Origin of the sequence: Kitasatospora sp. NPDC005856, assembly GCF_040629945.1 — a bacterium.
GTDB lineage: Bacteria > Actinomycetota > Actinomycetes > Streptomycetales > Streptomycetaceae > Kitasatospora.
In genome coordinates, this window is sequence record NZ_JBEXWT010000002.1 from 19,823 (window position 1) to 40,109 (window position 20,287).

Genomic DNA, 20,287 nt, shown 5'->3' on the forward strand with positions numbered 1-20,287 from the left:
CCTGGTACCGCTGTTGGGGCCGCGCGCCCGGGCCATGCACGACTTCCTGCGGGACCGGGCGGGCCGTCGCGTCCAGCCCTGGGCGAGGCTCTGGGCGGAGGGGCACGGCGAGGTCTGGCGCGGCGACGCCGAGTACATCGAGCGGCGCCGGGAGCGCTGGTGGGGCGCCCTGCTCGACGGCTGACGCCGAGCAGGGCGCTGGTCACCCCCCCCGGGCCCGGCGGCGGGGGCCTCGGTCGCGGGGGCCTCGGCCACCGGGGGCTCTGCCGTCAGGGACTCCACGGCCAGGGACCCTACGGCCGGGGGTCGGCTACCAGTCCACCGGGAGACGGGCCGGGCTCCGGGTGGTGCTGCCGAGCTGCCAGGTGAGCTCCGCGACCGGGACGGTGAGGCGCAGGCCCGGCAGGGCGGTGGCGAGCCGGTGCAGGGACTCGCGCATCTCCAGGCGGACCCGCCAGGCGCCGATGCAGTAGTGCGGGCCGGCGCTGAAGGCGAGGGTGGGGGCGGCGAGCGGGAGGCCGAGGTCGGCGTCGAGGCCCTCGGGGTGGACGGCCGGGTCGCGGTTGGCGCTGCCGAGGCTGACGGCGAGGACCGAATCGGCCGGGATGGTGACGTCCCCGATCTCGATCGGCGCGGTGGTGCGGCGGATGGTGGCCTCGTCGTCGCCGAGCGGGATGTAGTGCAGCAGGCGTTCGGCGGTGCGCTCGGCGACGTCCGGATCGGCCAGGCGCGGCCAGTGCTCGGGGCGTTCGCCGAGCACGTAGACCAGGGCGTTGGCGAGGGCCCCGGCGACGCTCTCGTTGCCACTGGCGGTGAGCCCGGCGACCAGGAAGACGAGGGACTCCTCGGGGACATCGCCGTCCTGGTCGGCGGCCCGGACCAGTCGGCTGACCAGGTCGTCGCCGGGATCGCGGCGCCGACGGGCGACCAACTCGCCCATGAAGGCGCCGAATTCGGCGAGGGTGTCGTCGTGCTCGGCCCCGGAGCCGCCGGCCTGTCCGTCGGCCTCGCCCGGTTCGCCGGCCTCGCCCTGACCGCCGACCGCGCCCGGTTCGCCTCCTGCGCCGGGTTCGCCTCCTGCGCCGGGTTCGCCGCCCTGGGCGAGCAGGGCGAGGGTCCAGCGGTGCAGCCGTTCCTCGTCCAGGTGGTCGGGCCCGTCTCCGTCGAGCCCCATCAGTCGGGTGGTGACGGCGAACGGCACCGGCCGGGCGAACGCGGGGACCAGGTCGGCGGGCGCGCCGGCGGCGACCAGCCGGTCCACGGACTGCTGGACGGCGGCGGCGACCCAGGGCTGCCAGCCGGCGATGGCCCGTGGGGTGAAGGCTCGTTGGACGGTGCCGCGCAGCCGCCGGTGGGCGGGTCCGTCCTGGTTGAACAGGGAGGCCGGGTTGGCGGCCACGTCGGCGGTGGCACCCGCGGTGCCGACGTCATGCAGGTCGGCCCGGGTGACCCGGGGGTCGCCGAGGACCTGCCGGACGTCGTGGTACCGGGTGATCAGCCACGCGGGGGTGCCGTCCGGGAGGGTGGTGGGGTGGGGCGGTTGGGCCGGGGTGAGCGGGAGCCGGTGGAGTGGGGGGAGGGTGGTCCGGGTGTCGGCTGCGACGGAGTCCATGGGTCCCTTCGCGGGGTTCGGAGGTCCGGCTGGGCAAGGGGGTCAGAGCATCCAATTGGCATATATTCGTAGGTAATTGGATTCTTATGGAGCTTCTCCCATTACGCCCCGATGGTATGCCCTCGGCGCCCCCGGGCGCCCTCAGTGCCCCCGGTGCCCCCAGTCGGGCGCCGGATCGACGGGCAGCAGCGGCCGCAGGGCGCCCAGGACGGCGCCGATGCAGGTGTCCCGCAGCTCGGTGCGGGTGCAGGTCTCCTCGGTCAGCCAGTCGATGACCAGCACCCGGACGAACACCAGCCAGCTGCGCAGGACCTGGGACACCGCCTGCCGCGCCCGCTCGTCCGCGAGCGGGAGGACGCCGAGCAGTCGGCCGCGCAGGGCGTCGAGCTCCTCGGTGATGATCGTCTGGATCACCCGGTCCCCGGCCAGCACCCGGTTGGCCGCGAGCACGGCCTGCCGGTTGGCGATGAAGTAGTCCAGGTGGGCGTCCATGCCCTCGACCAGCTGCTCGATCAGGGTGTCGGCCGGGTCGAAGCGGGTCCTGGCGAGCAGGCCGTCGGCGGCCTCCCGGTAGAGCGCGGCGAAGAGGTCGTGCTTGCTCGCGAAGTGCCGGTACAGCAGCGCGCGCGAGACCCCGGCCTGCTCGGCGACCTCCTCCATCAGCACCTCCTCGTACGGCCGTTCGGCGAACAGCCGGGCGCCGACGGAGAGCAGCTGGGCGCGTCGCTCGACGGGGGAGAGTCGGCGTCGTCGTTCGTGGACTGGCATGCGGGCCAGGCTACTTGACACGTGTCTACGTGTTGGCGCTAGCTTGATGGGCGGCTCAAGTAGACGCGTGTCAACCGGAACTCCGGGACGGGTGGGTGGGTCATGGCCAAGGTGCGGACGCTACGCGTGCTCGCGTGGACGATGGGGATCGCCTGCGTGGCGATCGGGTTCCTCCACATCCTGCTGGGAAACGCCGCGATGCCCGGGATCGCGGACGCCGGTCCGACGGTCGGCAGCTTCGGCCGCTTCATGGGCGCGGTCTTCGCCGGGTACGGCGTCGCCTGGATCCAGGCCGCCCGCCGGGCACCGGTGCCCGCCCGGACGGTGCGGTGGCTGGCGGCGGTGCTCCTGCTGGGCGGCCTCGCGCGGGTGCTGTCGATCGTGGTGGACGGCCGGCCGCACTGGTTCCAGCTGGTGCTGATGGCGATCGAACTCGGGCTCCCACCGGTGTGCCTGTGGCTCGCCGACGCGGACGAGCGGGCGCGGGGCGACGAGGCCGTGCGGCGGCTGCGGGCGTCCTCGGAGGGGCGGTCGTAAGGGCGGCTATGCTGCGAGGTCGATCGAACGTGCGTCCGCAAGGAGGGTGGTCCGGATCATGGGCGGCACCGTGGTGGCAGTCAGCAGCAACGCCGAGTACTCGTTCACCAAACCGAACCGGGACGTCATCACCCTGCTCGCCGGGCTGGGCGTCGAGGGCGACGTGCACGCCGGGGTGACGGTCAAGCACCGCTCCCGAGTCGCCAAGGACCCGACCGTGCCCAACCTGCGCCAGGTCCACCTGATCCACCGCGAACTCCTCACCGAGCTCGGTGAGTCGGGCTTCGACGTGGCCCCGGGGGCGCTCGGCGAGAACATCACCACCGCGGGCGTGGACCTGCTCGGCCTGCCGGTCGGCGCGGTGCTGCGGATCGGTCCCGAGGCCGAGGTGGAGATCACCGGCCTGCGCAACCCGTGCGCCCAGATCAACGACTACCGGCCCGGCCTGCTCAAGAAGGTCCTCGGCCGCGCCGAGGACGGCACGATCGTGCGCCGCGCCGGAATCATGGGCATCGTCCGCACCGGCGGCCCGGTCCGGCCCGGCGACACCGTCGAGGTCGAGCTGCCCGACGGCCGACACCGCCCGCTCGACCGGGTCTGAAGGGGCGGGCCGCGGTCGGCAGCCGGAGAGCTCGTAGAGGTCAGCGACGGCGGCGCATCAGCGTGACGGTTCTCCATCGACGCGGCGCAGGTCGTAGAGGTACGTCCTGCCCGCCTTCCAGCTGCGCCACGGGCCGGTCGGCGGGAGGTCCCGGTGCCGGTCCTCGCCCGGCAGCGGGCCGGAGTCGGGTGCTCCCTCGGCATCCACGACGCACCAGCCCCGGCTCGGCAGTCACCGGCACCACAGGTCCAGGTCCCGCCGCTTGAAGGACGGCCTGCCGTGGAAGGAGCCGTCCGCGTCGAAGCGGTGGACCAGGCCGTCCAGGCGGCGGACGAACTCGATCGAATCCACGGCTGATCCCCCTCGCTCCGTGCGTCCGCCCGTCCCGCAGATACCCCCACCCCGTAAGGCGAAAGCTCCCGGTGCGCGAGCTGCCGGGAGGCGGGTCGTCCTCTGCTGAGGCGCGGTCAGGACTTGACGAGCCGGGCGATGGCCTGGTTGGCCTCCCGGATCTTGGTGCTCGCCTCCTGGCCGCCCTCGGCGATGGCGTCACGGACGCAGCATTCGATGTGCTCGTCGAGGAGTTGGAGGGCGAAGGACTGGAGGGCGCGGCTGGCGGCGGAGACCTGGGTCAGGACGTCGATGCAGTAGGTGTCCTGTTCGACCATGCGCTGGAGACCGCGGATCTGGCCCTCGATGCGGCGGAGCCTCTTGCGGAAGTCGTCCTTGTGGGAGCTGTAGCTGGCCATGGCCGTCTCCGGTTCCTGTGCGGTGAGGCGTGCTCACACTCTACCGGCGGGCCGCGCAGGTGGAGCCGGCCCGGACGGGCGGGGTGCTGCCCGCCCGCCCGGGCCGACGTCGGTGGCTCAGCCCTCGACGCGGCCGACCAGGTCGTAGCCGGCCTCGTCGATGGCGGCGGCCACCTCGGAGTCGGCGAGCGGCCGGGTGCTGCCGACGGTGACCTTGCCGGTGGCGAGGTCCACGGCGACGTCCTCGACCCCGTCGAGCTTCTTCAGCTCGGCGGTCACCGAGGTGACGCAGTGGCCGCAGGTCATGCCCTTCACCTGGAAGACCGAGGTCCGGGCGGACTCGGCGGCCGGTGCCGCGCCGGCGTCGGTGCCGCACGAGCCGCAGCAGGAGGAGGTCTCGGTGGCGGCGGACTCGACGGTGACGGTGGTCTCGCTCATGGGTGTGCTCCTGTCGTGGATGCCCGGCGCCGACCGGACTGCCCGGGCGGCTGCTTCGCTCTGAACATACCATACCCCCCCAGGGTAATGAGAAGGGTTCCTCGGAGCATCTCCCCGCCGCAGTAAGGTCGCCGACCCCGCAGTGCGGCAGCCCTGTTGCCGCCCTGCCTCGGCTGGTCGAGGCGGCGGCCCCAGGGGGCCTCGCCGGTCCAGTACGCGGTCATGCCGCGACACGATGGCCGGGCGGACGCCGAGAGGTGTCGGCGCCTGCCGGAGGTGGAGGCGGGCGCCGACCCGTCAGGTGGCCGCCGTCGTCACCGGGTGCGGTAGGCGTCGGCGATGGTCTGGTCGAGGGTGTTGCCGTCGGCGTCGGTCAGTTCGGCGCGCAGGGAGACGTCGGTGCCCGCGGGCGGGTTCTGGACGGTGACGGCGCCGGCTTCGACGGGGAGGCGGGTCCAGGAGGCGCCGCCGTCGGTGGAGACCGAGACGGTCAGCGAGCGGGTGCGGCCGTCCGCGCCGGAGCCCTGGACGGTGACCGGGATGCGCAGTGCGCTGCCGGCCGTCGCGGTGCCGCTCAGGTCGAGCTCCGGGGAGAAGCGGACGACGCTGATCGGGAGCGCGGTCGGCCCGGTGGTGGTGGCCGAGGTGAAGGTCCAGGACGCGTCGACGCGGGTGGTCGCGCCGGCCGCGGCCTTGCGCGTGGCCGTGGTGGCCAGGCGGTAGGAGGCCTTCCCCCCGGGCACGGTGAACTCGCCGCGTCCGGCCGCGCCGGAGGCGGCGCCGACCAGCACGCCGTCGCGGTACAGCGAGGTGTAGGCGGTGTCGAAGGACGGGGTCCACGGCGCGTGGCCGTCGCCGTCGGCGAGCAGCGGGACGTTCGCGGTGATCCGGTCGCCGTCGCGTGAGACGGCGGGACGGTCGGTGAGTGCGGGGCCGAAGACCGGGCTGTCGAAGATGTGGGTGGTCGTGGTTCCGGCTCGTACGGCGATGCGGTCGGCGGCGTAGTAGTTCGGTGCCGCCTCGTCGGCGCCGGGGACGGTGACGGCGATGTCCCAGGTGCCGCGCTCGGGCGCGACCAGGAAGGTGGCGGTGCCCGGCGTCCTCAGGACCCGGGGGGCGCCGGCGACCGTCCCGGTGCTCGGCAGGACGCTGAGGAGGGCGGTGCCGGTGCTGCCCGGTCCGGCGGCGCCACGGATGTTCAGGGTGGCCAGTTCCTCAGTGGAGTACTGCCGGGTGAGCCCGGTCAGGGCGCGGGTGCCGGAATGGGTCTGGCCGAGCAGGTAGCCGCCGGTGTCGGTCGCCCAGTGCGCGTCGTACCACTGCTTCACCGCGCCGGCCTCGGTCTCGGGCCCCAGGTGGCTCATGCGCAGGTTCGTCGACCTGTTGCCGACGTTGGCGCTCCTGGTGACACCCCCGTGCGTGACCTCGACGAACATCGAGCTCTGCAGGAAGCGCGCGTTGCCGTCCGGGGGCCGGACGTCGACGGGGACGGTGGTCCGCGCGTCGACGGTGACGGTGGTGTCCCGGTCGAGGTCGAGGCGCGGCTGGACGACCCAGTCCGTCCACGCCGGGCCGCCCGTCCCCTCGCCCGCGGGCAGGGTGCTGTCCAGCAGGTACCGGCCCTTGGGCAGCCGCACGGTGGTGACACCGGAGGCGTCCTGTTGGTTGAGGAACTCCTCGCCGCCGTTCTCGAAGACCCCGCTGAGGTGGGTGCGGAACGTCCCGGCCGGTTGGCCGTCGCGGTCCAGGTGCCTGATGGTGAGGGTGTACGTCTCCGCTTCCGCTTCCGTGGCGAAGGCCGTGCCGCCGAAGGCGGGAGTCGAGGTGCCGACCAGGGCGACGGCTACGGCCACGGCCCGGAGGGCGTTCCGGCGACGCACGGAACGAAACACGGCACGGGGCGCGGAGCCGGAGCCGGAGCCGGAGCCGGAGCGGGAAGCGGAGCAAGGGGTGGGGCGGGGTGCGGGGCAGGGTGCGGAAGTTGCGGTCATGTTCTGCACTGCTCGGACGGACGGGGGAGTTCCTGTGACGCACGTCACCGGAACCCGGGCGACGGACCGGGCAGGGCAGAGTGTGGAAGCACTCATGAGAACGCGTCTTCGCCGCGGCGACCCCGACGTCCTGGGCGAGCTGTACGACGAGCACGCCCAGGTGCTGTACCGCTACGCGCTGCGCGTGACGGGCGACTGGGCGGAGGCCGAGGACGTCGTCTCGACGACCTTCCTGGAGGCGTGGCGCGGCCGGGAGAGGCTGCACCCCGACGGCGACGGCCTGCGCCCGTGGCTGCTGGGGATCGCGACCAACATCATGCGCCGCAACGCCCGTGCCCGCCGGCGCCGTGACCTCGCGCTCGCCCGGCTCCCGGAACGCGGCGCCGTCCCGGACTTCTCCGACGACCTGGTCGCCCACCTCGCCGACATCGAGCACCTGCGTGCCGCGCGTCGCGCACTCGCCCGGCTCCGGCGCCGCGACCGGGAGGTCTTCACCCTCGTGGTGTGGGCCGGACTGGACTACGCGAGCGCGGCGGAGGCGCTCGGCACGCCGGTCGGCACCGTCCGCTCGCGGCTGTCCCGGGCCCGCGCCCGGCTGCGCGAACTCACCGAGGCCGAGGCCAGGGCGGAGGCGAAGGCCGAAGCCAGGGCCCGCGCGGCCGCCTCCGCCGCCGCCTCGCCCGTACCGGGCCGCCTTCCCGCGCTCCGGCCGTCGACCCAGGAGAGTCACGGATGAACGCCACCCCATGGCGCGGCAGACCAGGCCCGTCGGGCGAGGAGCCCTCGTGGTCCGAGCAGCCCTCGCGGCCGGAGCGGCCTGAGCGGCCCGAGGAGTCGGAGCGCCGCGCACTGGCCGAGCTGCTGCCGCCTCCTCGGGTGCCCGAACTGGACGCGGATCGCCGACTGCTGCTGCGGGAAGCGCTGTTGCGCAAGGCCGCCGAGCCGCGGGGCCGTCCCGCTCCGCGTGCCCCGCTCCGGCGGTCGGCCCGGTTCCGGATCGCGGTGCCGGCACTCGTCTGCGCGCTGGCGGTGGCCGGCGTCGTGGCGGTGGACCTCGGCGGTGCGGGGACGGCCGGGCGCGACCGTACGGTGGCGGAGGGCGGTGCCCCCGGCACCTCCGAAGCCGTACGGCTCCTCGACCGCATCGCACTCGCCGCCGCCGGGTCCGAGCAACCGACGGCCCGGGCCGACCAGTTCGTCTACATCGAGAGCAAGGTCGCGTACGCGGCGCAGAGCGCGGGGGGCGGTCCCGTGACCATGGCTCCCGTGCACAGCCGGCAGGTGTGGCTGTCCGCGGACGGCAGTCGTCCCGGCCTGCTGCGCGAGGAGGGCGGGTCCGACACCCGGCTCGGCGAGGACGGGCCGGTCCTCCGGCTCGACCGGCCGGGGGCGACGCCGCGGCCCGACGCCACCCGGGGGAGCGGCCCGTCGATCGGCGAACCGGCCCATGTGTACGTCGCCTCCCTGCCCACCGACCCGGACGCGCTGCTGAAGCTGATCCGCGAACAGACCCGGGGGCAGAGTCGGAGTCAGGGGCAGGACCCGGACCAGCGGGCGTTCGCCGCGATCGGCGACCTGCTGGCCGAGACCTGGGCGCCACCGCAGGTGAGTGCCGCGCTCTACCGGGCCGCCGAGCGGATCCCCGGGGTCACGGTGGTCGGCTCGGCCGTCGACGCCGCCGGGCGCGAGGGCGTCGCGGTGGCCCGTACGGCGCACGGGCAGCAGACCCAGTGGGTCTTCGACCGGACCACGTACGCGTTCCTCGGCGAGCGCACGGTCCTCAGCGAGGTCGGTGACGCGGGCCCGGCCGGGACGGTGGTCGGCACCTCGGCCGTCCTCGCCCGGGGCGCCGTCGATCGCGTCGGCGAACTCCCGTAGACGGCGCGGCGCTGTCGCCCGCCGCCGTACCGGCCGCCGGCTGACCGTCGTACCGGCGGCCGGCCGCCCTGGCCGGCGCACACGCTTTTCCCTTCACGCCGCGAATGCTGACGATCCGTCAACCACCCTCCACGAGCGCAGGATTCCCGCCTCTTGTGGGTACCCCTCACCTCCTGGCGCCGCGATCCGCGCTGCCGTCACCCGTTGACTAAACCCTACCCCCCTAGGGTATGTTCTGGCTCGTCCTCACCGGGGTCGTCGACCGCTGCCCTCACCATGCCTGCCCAGCAAGTTGACGATCACCGGCCAGTACCGAGGCGAGGGCGAGTGTCCTCGCCCTCGGCGATACCCCTAACGGGTAGGGAGTAAGAGATGGCAACCGACGAGACCGGGCCCAACCCCCGGAGGTGGCGCGCCCTGGCGCTGATCGCCGCCGCACAGTTCGTGGTGATCATGGACACCTCGATCATCGGGGTGGCCCTGCCCAGGATGAAGGACGACCTCGGCTTCGGCCAGGAGGACCTGTCCTGGGTGTTCAACGCGTACGTGGTCGCCTTCGGCGGCCTGCTCCTGCTCGGCGGAAGGCTCTCCGACCTGCTCGGCGCCCGCCGCCTGTTCAGCGCCGGCTGGGCGATCCTCGGCGCCGGCTCGCTTCTCGCCGGTCTCGCCCAGAACGTCCCCACCGAGCTGGCCGGGCGCGGCGTCCAGGGGCTCGGCGCCGCACTGATCGCCCCCTCGGCGCTCACCCTGCTGATGATGCTCTTCGGCGGGAACCCGAAGGAGCTCACCAAGGCCTTCGCCCTGTACGGTGCGGCGGCCCCGGCCGGCGGCACCGCGGGCGTCTTCCTCGGCGGCCTGATCACCCAGTACGTCAGCTGGCCGTGGGTGTTCTACATCAACATCCCGGTGGCCGTGGTCGCGCTGCTCGCCACCCCCGCGCTGATGCCCTCCGCGCCCCGGCGCAGCGGAGGCATCGACATCGTCGGCGCGCTCACCGTCACCGGCGGCCTGGCCGCCGCGGTGTACGCCATCGTCCGTGCCCCGGAGGCGGGTTGGGCCTCCGCCCCGACCCTGCTGACGCTGGCCGGCGCGGTCGTGCTGCTGATCGCCTTCCTGGTCGTCCAGGCGCGGCGCCGCGAGCCGCTGATGCGGCTGAGCATCTTCCGGGTGCCGAACCTCGGCGCCGCCAACCTCGCCCAGTTCCTGCTGGCCGCGGCCTGGGTGCCGATGTGGTTCTTCCTCAACCTCTACCTCCAGCAGGTGCTCCACCTCGGCGCCTTCGCCAGCGGCGCGGCCCTGCTGCCGATGACCGTCGCCATCATGGGCATCATGATCACCCTGGCGCCCCGGCTGATCGCCCGCTTCGGCCCCAAGGCGCTGGTCGTCACCGGCATGCTCGCCCTCGGCGCCGGCCTGTTCGGACTCTCGCTGGCCCGCCCGGACGGCAACTTCTGGACCGACGTGCTGCCCGCCTCGCTGCTCGCCGCGGTCGGCATGGCGCTCGCCTTCATCCCCTCCCTCGGCACCGCGATCTCCAGCGCGCCCCCGCAGGACGGCGGCCTCGCCTCCGGGATCGTCAACACCGGCTACCAGGTCGGCTCGGCCCTCGGCCTGGCCGCGATGACCGCCCTGGCCGGCGCCCGCACCCCGGACGCCACGGTCGAAGGCCTGACCTCGGGCTTCTCCGCCGCCTTCATCGGCGCCGCGGCGATCGCGGTGGTCGGCGGCCTGCTCGCGGCGGCCACCCTGCGCACCCCTCGCCCCGAGAGCGCCGCCCGCGGGACGAAGTCCGCGAAGTCCGCGACGGCCGCGTGAGGCCGTCCACCACCCCGTCCGCCCCGCCGGGGCCGCGTCACCCGACGCGGCCCCGGCGTCCGTGCCCTGTGTGAAGGAGTCCCGATGACGCCCCGCGAAGCCCCCGCCGCCCTGCCGCCCGCCCTGCTGAGGGCCGTACGCCACCCGGTCACGCGCTGTCTGCTCGCCTGCCTGGCAGGCGCCGTCGCGGCCGCCGCCGAAGGCGCGGCCCACACTGCACTGGCCTCGCGCGAGAAGTCGGCCGGGCCGACTTCTCGCGCAGGCGGGCTCAAGTGCTGGGGAGTTCGCCAGTCTTGACGGCGGCAACGAAGGCCGTCCAGGCGTCGGCGGGGAAGGTGAGCGCCGGCCCGTCGGGGTCCTTGGAGTCGCGGACGGGGACGACGCCGGCGAATCCGTCAGCGACCTCGATACAGTTGCCCTGGTTGCCGCTGAACTTGCTCTTGCGCCAAGCCGCGTGTTTCAGGCTGTCTCGATACGGGTCGATCATTCGAGTTCCTTTGCAATCTGTGTGACGAGTCGCCGCGATGGCCCCACATCGAGGGCTGCTGCCCGAAGCCGGTCAAAGGCCTGGTCGTAAGCCGTTACATCGTCATCTCGTTCGAGGTAGAGGCTACTCGTCAGAGCCTCGGTGTACACCACATCGAGATCGTTCCGAACGGGGAACTCCATAATCGCGAACGAGCCCAACACACCAGGATGCGCGCCGGCCTCGAACGGCACGACCTGCAAGGTCACGTTCGGTTCTTTGGATGCGGAGATGAGCTGTTGAAGCTGCTTCGCCATGATGGCCCTGCTGCCGACGACCCGTCGGAGTGCGGCCTCGTCCACGATCGCCCAGAGCTTGAGTGGTTCCTCGCGTCGGAGTGCGGCGTTCTGCCGCGCCATGCGCACGTCGACCAGAGCATTGATCTCCTCGGCTGTGCCCTCTGGTTGGAGCTTCCGAGTAACCGCCCGTGCGTAGTCAGCGGTCTGGAGTAGCCCAGGGATCAGCGATGACTCGAAGTTGCGGATCGACACAGCCTCCGCCTCGAAGCTGATGAACGAGGCATAGCGCTGCGAGATCACATCCGAGTACGGCTGCCACCACACCCTGCGCTTCCCCTCACGCGCCAGCGTTGCGAGTGCGTTCCGGGTGTCAGGGTCGGCGACCTCGTAGACGTCGAGCAGTATCCCGACCTCGTTCGCCCGCACTCCGTGGCGGCCGTTCTCCAGTCTGCTGACCTTGGACTGGTGCCATCCGAGACGTGCTGCCACGTCATCGACCTTGAGGTTGAGTCCCTCTCGGATCCTTCGAAGCTCCAATCCCAGCAATCGGCGGCGCACTGTAGGTGTTGCGGCCACTCTCCGACCTCCCCTCGTCGCGCTCTGTCGTCGGGCGACAGTCTGGCGTAGCGGAAGTGGTTTCGTCACATCAGATCCCAAGGGGCATATGCACTTCGCTGGGTCCGCTTGCACATCACCATCGCCAAGGAGCATGCTTACGAAGTGTGGTGAACATCACCACACAGCGTGATCCTCGCGGCTCATCGCTCGGGCATTCCTTTGCCCTCTGCCGTCCTTCGGATCGCGAACGTTCCCACCACCCCGGAGGAGGCCCCGCCATGCCCGGAATGCTGGAGAAGTCGCTCACCCCCACCGATCCGTACTCCTGGTGGCTGCCCATGCACCCCAAGTCCGCCAGCGCTGCCCGACGGCTGCTCCGAACGTTCCTCGCCGGCCAACCAGACGGTGAACGGCTCTTCGACATCGCCGAGTTGGTGGTCGGCGAGCTCGTCACCAACGCCGTTCTCCACGCCAAGACCCCGCCGGGGCGGCTCATTCGCATCCGGTTCGAGCGCCGTCCCGACGCTCTCCGGGTCGAGGTGCACGACGCTGACGCCAACCTGCCCTCCGTCCCGCGCCTTGCCGACGGGCACGACGAGGGCGGGCGCGGGCTCTGGCTCGTCTCCCAGCTGGCGGACTGCTGGGGCTGTGGCCCCCGCGAGGGCGGCGGCATCGGCAAGACGGTGTGGGCGCTGATCGGTGGGGGCGCGAAGTGAACATCGAACTCCCCTTCCCCATCTCCGCCGAGATCAAGGGCATCACCCAGGCCACCACCTTCAACAGCCTCTCCGGCGCCCTCGACGCCATTCGCGCCGGCCTCGCCCGACTGCCGCTGGACGACGACCAGGCCGGCTGCCTCGCCGACCGCTTCGGCGAGGCCGCCGTCGCTCGAATCGCCCACCAGCTGGTCGAGTTCGGCGCGGTTCGCGCGATGGCCTTCATCGGTGTGGAGTCCACCCACCCGATCTACCTGCGCGTGGCCGACCCCGAGTGATCGCCCGACTCACCTGGGCCCGCGTCGAGATGTGGTGGTGCCTCGGCGCCCAGTTCTCCCGCCCGATCCGCGCCATCAGCCCCCGCCGCCGGGCCGCCCACACCGAGATGAGGCTCTGGGCGGCCACCCCGGGCAACGCGGAGGCCCTTCTCCTCGCAGTGCTCCGGCAGGCCGCCCGACACCCCGTCGAGTGAAAGAGGTGCCGGGCGATCCCGTACGGATCGCCCGGCACCTTCCGTAGGGGCCTGCCCGGCGCCGGGCGGTCGCCGGCCGGCTGGGTACGGGAGACAGCCCGCACGGCGGCCGGCGCGGCGATCCACGCGCGGACCAGGGCTGCCAGTGAGCCTGGCCTCGATGTGAGGGCACCCGCCCCTGTCCGAGCTACTGTGAACGTCATGCCTGCGGCCTTCGAGGAAGTGCCCTTCAGTGAACTGCTCCACCACCCGGCGGCGACCACGCGCCGACTGGACACCGTTCGTGCGATCCGGCTACGGAGACGCGACGCCGCGGACCTCGCGTTGATGCGTGTCGACCAGATGGAACGCGATGCTTCAGTCGTGGACTTCACCTCCCGACTGCTTGCGGGGCTGGTGCGGACCGAGAACATTGCCGCCCTGCGTGAAGCACTGCCCGACGCCCTGCCCTGGAGCACCTTCCTGCCCGAAGGGGACATGGACACCCTGATCGCCGAGCTGGTCGACACGGCGCGCGGTGCGGCGGCCCTGGACGACCTCGCCCCGATCGCGGTTCTGCTCACCCAGTGGAAGCACAGCGCCGAGGTCTACGCGGACCCTGCGCTGTACGCCATCATCACCCGCGAGCCCGAGGGCGACTCCGATCCTGTTCGTCGCCCCTGACACTCACTGCGCCTCAAGTGCATCCGCGCGCTGCTTCAACTCCTCGGCGATGTCGTCCCAATCCGGGCCGTGCAGGTAGGGGCTGTCGGCCGCGTCACGCATGAGGGCCGGATCGTCCGGCCGCTGGAACAGGAGCAGCCGATAGGCGAGGTTGCGGATCCGGACCGGCAGGTAGCCGTCCACGAGGTGCGGGCAGAGCGTGCGCAGCATGGTGAGGATCTCCTCCGCGTCGGCGAAGGTCAGCCGCTCGATGAGGGATGACTCCGCGTGTGCCCAGTCGAGTTCGCAGGCGGGAGCAGGGCCGTGCTCGTCGCCGTAGATGCAACGGGCGAGGTCGGTCAGGGTGTTGTGCATGCCGGGAGCCTATGTGTGCGGGAACGCCAAGAGTGCCGGGCGATCCGTCAGGGGATCGCCCGGCACTCGTGTGCGCGGTGGAGCAGGTCAGTGCTGGTGGCCGCCCGCCTCCCCGGTGTGCTCGGCGGCGGGCGCGGCCGGGGTGGTGGCCGGGGCGGCCGGTGCCGTGGTGCCGTCCGTCGTCAGGGTGAAGGCCGCGGTGCGGACGGTGTCCTGGTGCTTGAAGTCCAGGAAGAGCCGGTAGCTTCCGGTGCTCGGTGCCGTGGTGGTGAAGCCGATCTCCGGGCCCGGGGTCGTGGTGTCCGGGTGGACGTGCAGGTAGGCGAGGTCGCCGGCGCGCAGGGCGACGAGGTGGCCGTAGGCGCCGAGGTAGGGCTGGAGGTCGGTGACGGGCTTGCCGTCCTTGCTGACGCTCAGGGTGAGCCCGCCGCTGCGCCCGGGGGTGAGGTCGCCGCCGAGGGTGACGGTGTACCCGTCGACGGTGACGGTCCGTCCGGTCTGCGGCAGCGGGGCGGGCCGCAGGTCGCCCGCGGCGTGCAGGTCGGCGCCGAGGGTGAGGCCCTCGGCGGCGCCGGCCGGGGTGAAGTCCGCGAAGACCCGGTACTCCCCGGCGGCGGGGACGGCGGTCGGGGCGCTCCAGGTGCCGTCGGCGGCCAGCGTGGGGTGCAGGTGCTGGAAGGTCGACAGGTCGCGCGGGGCGACGATCAGGTGCAGGTCCTTCTCGTGCTGCGGCTGGTAGGCGGTGACGGGCTTGCCGTCCGAGCCGAGGATGCGGAAGCGCAGGTCGGTGGGGGAGCCGGCGGTCACGAAGGGGTTCTCGACGCTGAGGGTGTAGCCGCGTTCGGAGACCTGGAGCCCGCCGGGCAGGTGCTCGGCGGCGCCGCCGCCCGACTCCTCGGTGTGCCCCGCGTGCCCGGCCATGGCGGGCTTGGGGGAGGGGCCGCCGTTGCCGGTGGCGTGGCCGACGCCGAGGGCGAGGCCGAAGGCGGCGGCGAGTCCGGCGGCGAAGGCGGTGATGCGCAGCGGGGTGTTCATGGCGGGGTTTCTCCTCGGGACGCGTTGCGGGCAGCGGAAGGGAAGAGGGGGCGGGCGCTCAGGCCCGCATGAGCCGGGCGATGGCCTGGGAGGCCTCGGCGACCTTGGCGTCCGCCTCGGCGCCGCCGGTCGCGATGGCGTCGTGGACGCAGTGGGCGAGGTGGGAGTCGAGCAGCTGCAGCGCGACGGACTGGAGGGCCTTGGTGGCGGCCGAGACCTGGGTCAGCGTGTCGATGCAGTAGGTGTCGGTGTCGACCATGCGCTGGAGGCCGCGGATCTGGCCCTCGACGCGGCGCAGTCGGCGCAGGAGCTGGTCCTTGTCGTTGTGGTAGCCGGCCATGGGGTCCTCCTCGGGAGTCCGGCGGGGCTCGATGCCCATGAGTGAATACCCCATGGGGGTATCAAGTCAAGCGAATCTCCGCTCCGAAAAAATACGGCCCTGGGGTATCGGTCAGCCCTTGCGGTCGATACCCCTCAGGGGTATAAATGAACCCGGCACCGCCCGATACCCCTCCTGGGTATGAAGGCCCGGCCGACGAACGTACCGCACCACAAGCGCACGAACTGTCACGAGGAGCGACGATGACTACCCAGGCACCCGCCTCAGCGGAGGTGGAACTCTCGATCGGCGGCATGACGTGCGCCTCCTGCGCGGCCCGCATCGAGAAGAAGCTCAACCGGATGGACGGGGTCACCGCCAGCGTCAACTACGCCACCGAGAAGGCGAAGGTCACCTTCGAGGGCGGGGTCGAGGTCGCCGACCTGATCGCGACGGTCGAGGCCACCGGCTACACCGCGGCGCTGCCCAAGCCGCCGGTCACCGAGGGCGCGGGCGCCGAGCAGGCCGAGCCGGCCGACGGACTGGCCCCGCTGCGCCAGCGGCTGTTCACCGCGGTGGCGCTCGCGGTGCCGGTGATCGCGATGGCGATGGTGCCGGCCCTCCAGTTCGACAACTGGCAGTGGCTGTCGCTGACCCTCGCCGCGCCGGTCGTCACCTACGCCGCCTGGCCGTTCCACCGGGCCGCGTTCACCAACGCCCGGCACGGCGCCGCGACCATGGACACCCTGGTCTCGCTCGGCACCATCGCCGCGTTCCTCTGGTCGCTGTGGGCGCTGTTCTTCGGCGACGCGGGGATGCCGGGCATGCGGCACGGCTTCGAGTTCACCATCGCCCGCAGCGACGGCTCGTCCAACATCTACCTGGAGGCGGCGGCCGGCGTCACCGCCTTCATCCTGGCCGGCCGCTACTTCGAGGCCCGCTCCAAGCGCACCGCCGGCGCTGCTCTCAAGGCACTGCTGGAACTGGGCGCCAAGGACGTGACGGTGCTGCGCGGCGGCGCCGAGGTGCGCATCCCGATCGCCGACCTCGCGGTGGGCGACCGCTTCGTGGTCCGGCCGGGCGAGAAGATCGCCACCGACGGCGTGGTGGTCGAGGGCGCTTCGGCGGTGGACGCCTCGATGCTGACCGGTGAGTCCGTCCCGGTCGAGGTCGGGGTCGGGGACGCCGTCACCGGCGCCACCGTCAACGCGGGCGGCCGGCTGGTGGTCGAGGCCACCCGGGTCGGCGCCGACACCCAGCTCTCCCGGATGGCCAAGCTGGTCGAGGACGCGCAGAACGGCAAGGCCGCCGCGCAGCGCCTCGCGGACCGGATCTCCGCGGTCTTCGTGCCGATCGTGATCACCCTCGCGGTGGCCACCCTCGGCTACTGGCTGGGCACCGGCGAGGGCTGGACCGCCGCCTTCACGGCAGCGGTGGCCGTGCTGATCATCGCCTGCCCGTGCGCCCTGGGCCTGGCCACCCCGACCGCCCTGCTGGTCGGCACCGGCCGCGGCGCCCAGATGGGCGTCCTGATCAAGGGCCCGGAGGTCCTGGAGTCCACCCGCAAGGTCGACACCATCGTCCTGGACAAGACCGGGACCGTCACCACCGGCCAGATGACCCTGCTCGCGGTGCACACCGCCGAGGGCGTGGACCGGGCCGAGGTGCTGCGCCTGGCCGGTGCCCTGGAGCACGCCTCCGAGCACCCGATCGCCCGGGCGATCGCCACCGCCGCCGCCAAGGCCGGCGAACTGCCCGCCGTCGAGGGCTTCGAGAACGTCCCGGGCCTGGGCGTCCAGGGCGTGGTGGACGGCCACGCCGTGGTGGCCGGCCGGGAGGCCCTGCTGAACGAGTGGTCGCAGCACCTGCCCGAGGCGCTGGCCGAGGCCAAGCGCACCGCCGAGGCGGCCGGCCGCACCGCGATCGCGGTCGGCTGGGACGGCGAGGCGCGGGCCGTGCTGGAGGTCGCCGACGCGGTCAAGCCGACCAGCGCCGAGGCCATCGGCAAGCTGCGGGCGCTGGGCCTGACCCCCGTGCTGCTGACCGGTGACAACCGGGCGGTGGCCGAGGCGGTCGCCGCCGAGGTGGGCATCGAGCCGGAGCACGTGATCGCCGAGGTCATGCCGCAGGACAAGGTCGACACCGTCAAGCGGCTGCAGGCCGAGGGCAGGGTCGTGGCGATGGTCGGCGACGGCGTCAACGACGCGGCCGCGCTCGCCCAGGCCGACCTGGGCCTGGCCATGGGCACCGGCACCGACGCCGCCATCGAGGCCGGCGACCTCACCCTGGTCCGCGGCGACCTGCTGGCCGCGGCGGACGCCATCAGGCTCTCCCGCAAGACCCTCGGGACCATCAAGAGCAACCTGTTCTGGGCCTTCGGCTACAACGTCGCCGCCCTCCCGCTGGCCGCCGCCGGCCTGCTCAACCCGATGATCGCGGGGGCCGCGATGGCCTTCTCCTCGGTCTTCGTGGTCGGCAACAGCCTCCGGCTGCGCCGCTTCCGCTGAGCCCGCTGCCTCCGACGCGCCGAGGCCCCGGAACCCCACGCGGGTTCCGGGGCCTCGGTACGTCCCGGATCCGCCGGTCGGCCGGCGCCCTCCGTGCGCATCCGTGGTCGCAGACCCCCGGCCGGGGCCCCGGCCGACCGGTGCCGATCGCCCGGCACTAGGGTCCGACCCATGGACGAAGACACCGAGCGCCGGCACCGGATCGCCGACCTCCTGCCGGAGGACGCCGCCCAGGACGTCAAGGACTGCTGGGCGATCGGGGAGCAGGAGGGTGGGCTCACCCTGCTGGTGGAGGGCCTGCTCGCCCGCCAGATCGCGATCGGCGGCACGGACCGGGCGCGGATCTCCGTGCTCGCCGAGGAGTGGGGCGAGCGCGAGCGGCTCGCCCCCGGACTCCTGCGCTGCCCGGGCGCCGGCGCGCCGGCCCCGGTACGGCTGCTGGAGGGCGAGCGCGACGAGGCCGAGGTCGTGACGGGCTGGAGCGAGCCGGAGCTGGCCGGTCTGGTGCTGGTGCCGTGGATCGGCTGCACCCGCTGCGGCCGGACCCTGCTGCGTGCCCACGGCTGGGAGTCCTGGGACGACTTCTCGTACCTCGCCGCGGCCTATGTGATCAGCACGCCGGACGGCCGCCGGGCCGAACGGATCTTCCCACAGGGCGCCGCCGGAGCGGCCTTCGCCGACCTGCTCCACGGCTGTCCGGACGGCACGGGCTAACCCGCCTCCTCCGGCAGCTCCACCGCCTGCCAGCGGTACGCCGCGTCCTCCTGCCAGATCTGCAACTCGCCCTCCACCACCGCCGCCAGGCACAGCCGCCAGTCGTCGCCCATGGCCAGCGCGACCCGGGTGGCCGGGCGCAGCGTGGGCCGCCACCAGCGCGCCCGGCGGGAGGCGCCGCCGGCCGGCAGCCGCAGCCGTACGCCGCCCGCGCCGGCCAGTGCGACGGTCGGGCCGCCGCGGTGGCCGACCATGGCGATGCCGAGCGAGGGCTCGCCGTCGCCGATCTCGGTTCCGGCCCCGGCCGCGCCGAGGGTGTGCAACTGGGCCGAGCCGTCCGGCCGCAGCGTGACGGCCTGCGGTCCGGCGGAGGTGCGGGCCAGCGCCCCGGCGCGCAGCGGACCGGCCGGGCCGACCGGGACGGGCGGCTGCGCGGTGCCGGGCCGCCAGCTCAGGACCCGCTCGCGGTGCTCGACCAGCAGCAGCCAGCCGCCGGGCCGTTCCTCCTCGGCGGCGAGCACCCGGTCGGCCGGGCAGCCGGGGTGTTCCTGACCGGTCAGGGTACGGCCGGGGGCCCAGCGGTAGGAGCGCAGCGCGCCGCCGGCGGCCGTCCACGCCGTCATCTCCCCGGCCGAACCGACCGCCCCCGCCAGGCCGTTGACCCCGCGCGCCGCCTCCCACCAGCCGCTTGCCGTACCGACCCACAGGGTGCCGCCGCGGTCCTCGGCGCAGACCACCAGCTCGCCGTGGGGTCCGGCCCACCCGGCGGTCAACTCCCGTACGGTGGAAGGCCCCTGACCTGCGGGGAGTCGCCGGCCGAGGTGGCCGGGGCCGGCCAGCGCGGTGCCGTCGGTGCCGCCGGTGACCACCAGCGGCCGCCCGGTCGGATCGGGCAGCACGGCCAGGCCCGCGGTGCGGGCCACCGGCCGGTGGGCGCGCAGCAGTTCACGGCCCCGGGCGACCCACGGGCCGAGCGGGGAGGGGCGGCGGTCCGGCTCGCGGGCCAGCGGTTCGCAGGCCCAGCGCGCCAACTCCTCGCTGTAGCCCGCGGCCAGCAGTTCGGCGCGGGCCTGCTCGGCGGCCAGTCGGTGGTCCAGACGGCCGTGGTCCGGCAGCAGCAGGGTGCGGACGAGGGTGCCGACCGCGAACAGGTCCTTGGCGGTGGTCGGGAATCCGCCCACCTGCTCGGCCTCCGGCGGGACGTGCCCGGGGGTGAACACCGCGACGGTCAGGGTGTGGTCCAGCGGGGCGAGGAAGGTCAGGTCGATCAGCTTGACCTGCCCCTGGCCGTCCACCAGGACGTTGGCGGGGGAGATGTCGCGGTGCACCCAGCGTTTGCGGTGCAGTTCGTCGACGATCCGGCAGAGCCGGGTCAGCACCTCCGCCACCGCCGGCGGGCCTCCGCGCTGGCCGCGCGCCCAGGTGTGCAGCGGCGCGCCCTCGACCCAGGGGGAGATCTGGTAGCCGAGCAGCGCGCTGCCGGGCGGGGTGCCGGGCCGGTGCGGGGAGGGGCCGAGCAGGAAGCTGGGCACCACCAGGTCGGTGACGCCCAGCCGGTGGGCGTTGTGCGAGACGTCGTCCCAGCGGCCGAGCCAGCGCCGCACCTCGGCCGGGTCGCGCTCCAGCATGATCTTCGCGGCGACGAGTTCCTTGCGCCCGTTGTGCCCGGTGCGAACCGCCCGCCACACCTCGGCCTCACCGCCCCGGTGGTGGAACTCCAGGAGCTCGTACTGCTCCGGGTCGAACTCCGGCCCGAACCTGAGCCCGGGGACCCAACGCGACTGCGACACCCGAC

The 20,287-nt window shown here is 73.3% G+C and carries 24 protein-coding genes; 12 read left to right on the forward strand and 12 right to left on the reverse strand.

From position 1 onward, the window contains the following. Positions 1–13 precede the first annotated feature (13 nt). Positions 14–184 carry a hypothetical protein gene (locus ABZ449_RS02560; RefSeq protein WP_360338901.1) on the forward strand — a complete coding sequence of 57 codons (171 nt, stop codon included), beginning with the start codon at positions 14–16 and terminating at the stop codon, positions 182–184. A 126-nt stretch (positions 185–310) separates the two neighbouring features. On the opposite strand, the gene ABZ449_RS02565 is transcribed toward ABZ449_RS02560, so the two are convergent. Then, positions 311–1,612, reverse strand: coding sequence for a cytochrome P450 (locus ABZ449_RS02565; RefSeq protein WP_360338904.1), 1,302 nt, complete (start codon positions 1,610–1,612; stop codon positions 311–313). Positions 1,613–1,753: 141 nt separating this feature from the next. Continuing rightward, positions 1,754–2,380, reverse strand: a complete 627-nt coding sequence (locus ABZ449_RS02570) for a helix-turn-helix domain-containing protein (RefSeq protein ID WP_360338907.1) — start codon at positions 2,378–2,380, stop codon at positions 1,754–1,756. Positions 2,381–2,482: 102 nt separating this feature from the next. Between ABZ449_RS02570 and ABZ449_RS02575 the strand changes: the two genes are divergently transcribed. Beyond that, positions 2,483–2,917 carry a DUF4345 domain-containing protein gene (locus ABZ449_RS02575; protein WP_360338910.1) on the forward strand — a complete coding sequence of 145 codons (435 nt, stop codon included), beginning with the start codon at positions 2,483–2,485 and terminating at the stop codon, positions 2,915–2,917. A 58-nt stretch (positions 2,918–2,975) separates the two neighbouring features. Beyond that, positions 2,976–3,518 carry an MOSC domain-containing protein gene (locus ABZ449_RS02580; protein WP_360338913.1) on the forward strand — a complete coding sequence of 181 codons (543 nt, stop codon included), beginning with the start codon at positions 2,976–2,978 and terminating at the stop codon, positions 3,516–3,518. Positions 3,519–3,575: 57 nt separating this feature from the next. Here the strand turns inward: ABZ449_RS02580 and ABZ449_RS02585 are convergent, their stop codons facing one another. The 4 genes from ABZ449_RS02585 to ABZ449_RS02600 all read right to left on the reverse strand — a co-directional run bounded on the left by ABZ449_RS02585 (position 3,576) and on the right by ABZ449_RS02600 (position 6,558). Beyond that, positions 3,576–3,725 (reverse strand): hypothetical protein, encoded by a 150-nt coding sequence (locus ABZ449_RS02585; RefSeq protein WP_360338916.1) that lies wholly within the window; start codon positions 3,723–3,725, stop codon positions 3,576–3,578. A gap of 260 nt (positions 3,726–3,985) precedes the next feature. Next, on the reverse strand, positions 3,986–4,267 hold the full coding sequence (locus ABZ449_RS02590; RefSeq protein ID WP_360338919.1) for a metal-sensitive transcriptional regulator: 282 nt from the start codon (positions 4,265–4,267) through the stop codon (positions 3,986–3,988). Between the two features lie 117 nt (positions 4,268–4,384). Beyond that, the gene (locus ABZ449_RS02595) at positions 4,385–4,705 is read right to left on the reverse strand and encodes a cation transporter (protein ID WP_360338922.1); all 321 of its coding nucleotides are present in this window, start codon (positions 4,703–4,705) and stop codon (positions 4,385–4,387) included. A 314-nt stretch (positions 4,706–5,019) separates the two neighbouring features. Continuing rightward, positions 5,020–6,558 (reverse strand): serine protease, encoded by a 1,539-nt coding sequence (locus ABZ449_RS02600; RefSeq protein WP_360338925.1) that lies wholly within the window; start codon positions 6,556–6,558, stop codon positions 5,020–5,022. A gap of 232 nt (positions 6,559–6,790) precedes the next feature. Between ABZ449_RS02600 and ABZ449_RS02605 the strand changes: the two genes are divergently transcribed. From ABZ449_RS02605 to ABZ449_RS02615, 3 genes are all read left to right on the forward strand, one after another. After that, positions 6,791–7,432 carry a sigma-70 family RNA polymerase sigma factor gene (locus ABZ449_RS02605; RefSeq protein WP_360338928.1) on the forward strand — a complete coding sequence of 214 codons (642 nt, stop codon included), beginning with the start codon at positions 6,791–6,793 and terminating at the stop codon, positions 7,430–7,432. After that, on the forward strand, positions 7,429–8,574 hold the full coding sequence (locus ABZ449_RS02610; RefSeq protein WP_360338931.1) for a CU044_5270 family protein: 1,146 nt from the start codon (positions 7,429–7,431) through the stop codon (positions 8,572–8,574). The genes ABZ449_RS02605 and ABZ449_RS02610 overlap by 4 nt, the downstream gene beginning before the upstream one ends. A gap of 372 nt (positions 8,575–8,946) precedes the next feature. Further along, entirely contained in the window at positions 8,947–10,389 is a 1,443-nt protein-coding gene (locus tag ABZ449_RS02615; RefSeq protein WP_360338934.1) for an MFS transporter, read from the forward strand. Between the two features lie 268 nt (positions 10,390–10,657). Here ABZ449_RS02615 and ABZ449_RS02620 read toward each other — a convergent pair whose 3' ends face one another. Both ABZ449_RS02620 and ABZ449_RS02625 read right to left on the reverse strand, forming a co-directional pair. After that, entirely contained in the window at positions 10,658–10,876 is a 219-nt protein-coding gene (locus ABZ449_RS02620) for a DUF397 domain-containing protein (protein WP_360338937.1), read from the reverse strand. Next, complete coding sequence (locus ABZ449_RS02625) at positions 10,873–11,700, reverse strand: helix-turn-helix transcriptional regulator (RefSeq protein ID WP_360338940.1); 828 nt, start codon at positions 11,698–11,700, stop codon at positions 10,873–10,875. Before ABZ449_RS02625 ends, ABZ449_RS02620 begins: the two co-directional genes overlap by 4 nt. 290 nt (positions 11,701–11,990) lie before the next feature. Here ABZ449_RS02625 and ABZ449_RS02630 point away from each other — a divergent pair, with 290 nt between their 5' ends. The 4 genes from ABZ449_RS02630 (at position 11,991) to ABZ449_RS02645 (ending at position 13,563) form a co-directional block, all read left to right on the forward strand. Beyond that, on the forward strand, positions 11,991–12,428 hold the full coding sequence (locus tag ABZ449_RS02630; protein ID WP_360338943.1) for an ATP-binding protein: 438 nt from the start codon (positions 11,991–11,993) through the stop codon (positions 12,426–12,428). Further along, positions 12,425–12,706 carry a hypothetical protein gene (locus tag ABZ449_RS02635; protein ID WP_360338946.1) on the forward strand — a complete coding sequence of 94 codons (282 nt, stop codon included), beginning with the start codon at positions 12,425–12,427 and terminating at the stop codon, positions 12,704–12,706. The genes ABZ449_RS02630 and ABZ449_RS02635 overlap by 4 nt, the downstream gene beginning before the upstream one ends. Further along, complete coding sequence (locus ABZ449_RS02640) at positions 12,703–12,900, forward strand: hypothetical protein (RefSeq protein WP_360338949.1); 198 nt, start codon at positions 12,703–12,705, stop codon at positions 12,898–12,900. The genes ABZ449_RS02635 and ABZ449_RS02640 overlap by 4 nt, the downstream gene beginning before the upstream one ends. A 201-nt stretch (positions 12,901–13,101) precedes the next feature. Further along, a complete protein-coding gene (locus tag ABZ449_RS02645) occupies positions 13,102–13,563 on the forward strand; it encodes a hypothetical protein (RefSeq protein WP_360338952.1) in 462 nt (153 codons plus the stop codon). Positions 13,564–13,566: 3 nt separating this feature from the next. Here the strand turns inward: ABZ449_RS02645 and ABZ449_RS02650 are convergent, their stop codons facing one another. From ABZ449_RS02650 to ABZ449_RS02660, 3 genes are all read right to left on the reverse strand, one after another. After that, the gene (locus tag ABZ449_RS02650) at positions 13,567–13,917 is read right to left on the reverse strand and encodes a hypothetical protein (protein WP_360338955.1); all 351 of its coding nucleotides are present in this window, start codon (positions 13,915–13,917) and stop codon (positions 13,567–13,569) included. Positions 13,918–14,004: 87 nt separating this feature from the next. Further along, on the reverse strand, positions 14,005–14,952 hold the full coding sequence (locus tag ABZ449_RS02655) for a hypothetical protein (RefSeq protein ID WP_360338958.1): 948 nt from the start codon (positions 14,950–14,952) through the stop codon (positions 14,005–14,007). Between the two features lie 58 nt (positions 14,953–15,010). Further along, positions 15,011–15,346 carry a metal-sensitive transcriptional regulator gene (locus ABZ449_RS02660; RefSeq protein ID WP_360338961.1) on the reverse strand — a complete coding sequence of 112 codons (336 nt, stop codon included), beginning with the start codon at positions 15,344–15,346 and terminating at the stop codon, positions 15,011–15,013. 188 nt (positions 15,347–15,534) lie between these two features. Between ABZ449_RS02660 and ABZ449_RS02665 the strand changes: the two genes are divergently transcribed. Together ABZ449_RS02665 and ABZ449_RS02670 are read left to right on the forward strand one after the other, a co-directional pair. Beyond that, positions 15,535–17,778: a heavy metal translocating P-type ATPase gene (locus tag ABZ449_RS02665; protein ID WP_360338964.1), complete on the forward strand. Its 2,244-nt coding sequence runs from the start codon at positions 15,535–15,537 to the stop codon at positions 17,776–17,778. A gap of 171 nt (positions 17,779–17,949) precedes the next feature. After that, on the forward strand, positions 17,950–18,492 hold the full coding sequence (locus tag ABZ449_RS02670) for a hypothetical protein (RefSeq protein ID WP_360338967.1): 543 nt from the start codon (positions 17,950–17,952) through the stop codon (positions 18,490–18,492). On the opposite strand, the gene ABZ449_RS02675 is transcribed toward ABZ449_RS02670, so the two are convergent. Further along, positions 18,489–20,282, reverse strand: coding sequence for a hypothetical protein (locus ABZ449_RS02675; protein WP_360338970.1), 1,794 nt, complete (start codon positions 20,280–20,282; stop codon positions 18,489–18,491). The genes ABZ449_RS02670 and ABZ449_RS02675 overlap by 4 nt on opposite strands. Positions 20,283–20,287: the final 5 nt, after the last annotated feature.

Bases quoted from the DNA above. Each gene is read 5' to 3' on its own strand.
- ABZ449_RS02565 (WP_360338904.1), bottom strand. From the start codon at position 1,612: ATGGACTCCGTCGCAGCCGACACCCGGACCACCCTCCCCCCACTCCAC.
- ABZ449_RS02570 (WP_360338907.1), bottom strand. From the start codon at position 2,380: ATGCCAGTCCACGAACGACGACGCCGACTCTCCCCCGTCGAGCGACGC.
- ABZ449_RS02575 (WP_360338910.1), top strand. From the start codon at position 2,483: ATGGCCAAGGTGCGGACGCTACGCGTGCTCGCGTGGACGATGGGGATC.
- ABZ449_RS02580 (WP_360338913.1), top strand. From the start codon at position 2,976: ATGGGCGGCACCGTGGTGGCAGTCAGCAGCAACGCCGAGTACTCGTTC.
- ABZ449_RS02590 (WP_360338919.1), bottom strand. From the start codon at position 4,267: ATGGCCAGCTACAGCTCCCACAAGGACGACTTCCGCAAGAGGCTCCGC.
- ABZ449_RS02595 (WP_360338922.1), bottom strand. From the start codon at position 4,705: ATGAGCGAGACCACCGTCACCGTCGAGTCCGCCGCCACCGAGACCTCC.
- ABZ449_RS02605 (WP_360338928.1), top strand. From the start codon at position 6,791: ATGAGAACGCGTCTTCGCCGCGGCGACCCCGACGTCCTGGGCGAGCTG.
- ABZ449_RS02610 (WP_360338931.1), top strand. From the start codon at position 7,429: ATGAACGCCACCCCATGGCGCGGCAGACCAGGCCCGTCGGGCGAGGAG.
- ABZ449_RS02615 (WP_360338934.1), top strand. From the start codon at position 8,947: ATGGCAACCGACGAGACCGGGCCCAACCCCCGGAGGTGGCGCGCCCTG.
- ABZ449_RS02620 (WP_360338937.1), bottom strand. From the start codon at position 10,876: ATGATCGACCCGTATCGAGACAGCCTGAAACACGCGGCTTGGCGCAAG.
- ABZ449_RS02630 (WP_360338943.1), top strand. From the start codon at position 11,991: ATGCCCGGAATGCTGGAGAAGTCGCTCACCCCCACCGATCCGTACTCC.
- ABZ449_RS02645 (WP_360338952.1), top strand. From the start codon at position 13,102: ATGCCTGCGGCCTTCGAGGAAGTGCCCTTCAGTGAACTGCTCCACCAC.
- ABZ449_RS02650 (WP_360338955.1), bottom strand. From the start codon at position 13,917: ATGCACAACACCCTGACCGACCTCGCCCGTTGCATCTACGGCGACGAG.
- ABZ449_RS02655 (WP_360338958.1), bottom strand. From the start codon at position 14,952: ATGAACACCCCGCTGCGCATCACCGCCTTCGCCGCCGGACTCGCCGCC.
- ABZ449_RS02660 (WP_360338961.1), bottom strand. From the start codon at position 15,346: ATGGGGTATTCACTCATGGGCATCGAGCCCCGCCGGACTCCCGAGGAG.
- ABZ449_RS02665 (WP_360338964.1), top strand. From the start codon at position 15,535: ATGACTACCCAGGCACCCGCCTCAGCGGAGGTGGAACTCTCGATCGGC.
- ABZ449_RS02670 (WP_360338967.1), top strand. From the start codon at position 17,950: ATGGACGAAGACACCGAGCGCCGGCACCGGATCGCCGACCTCCTGCCG.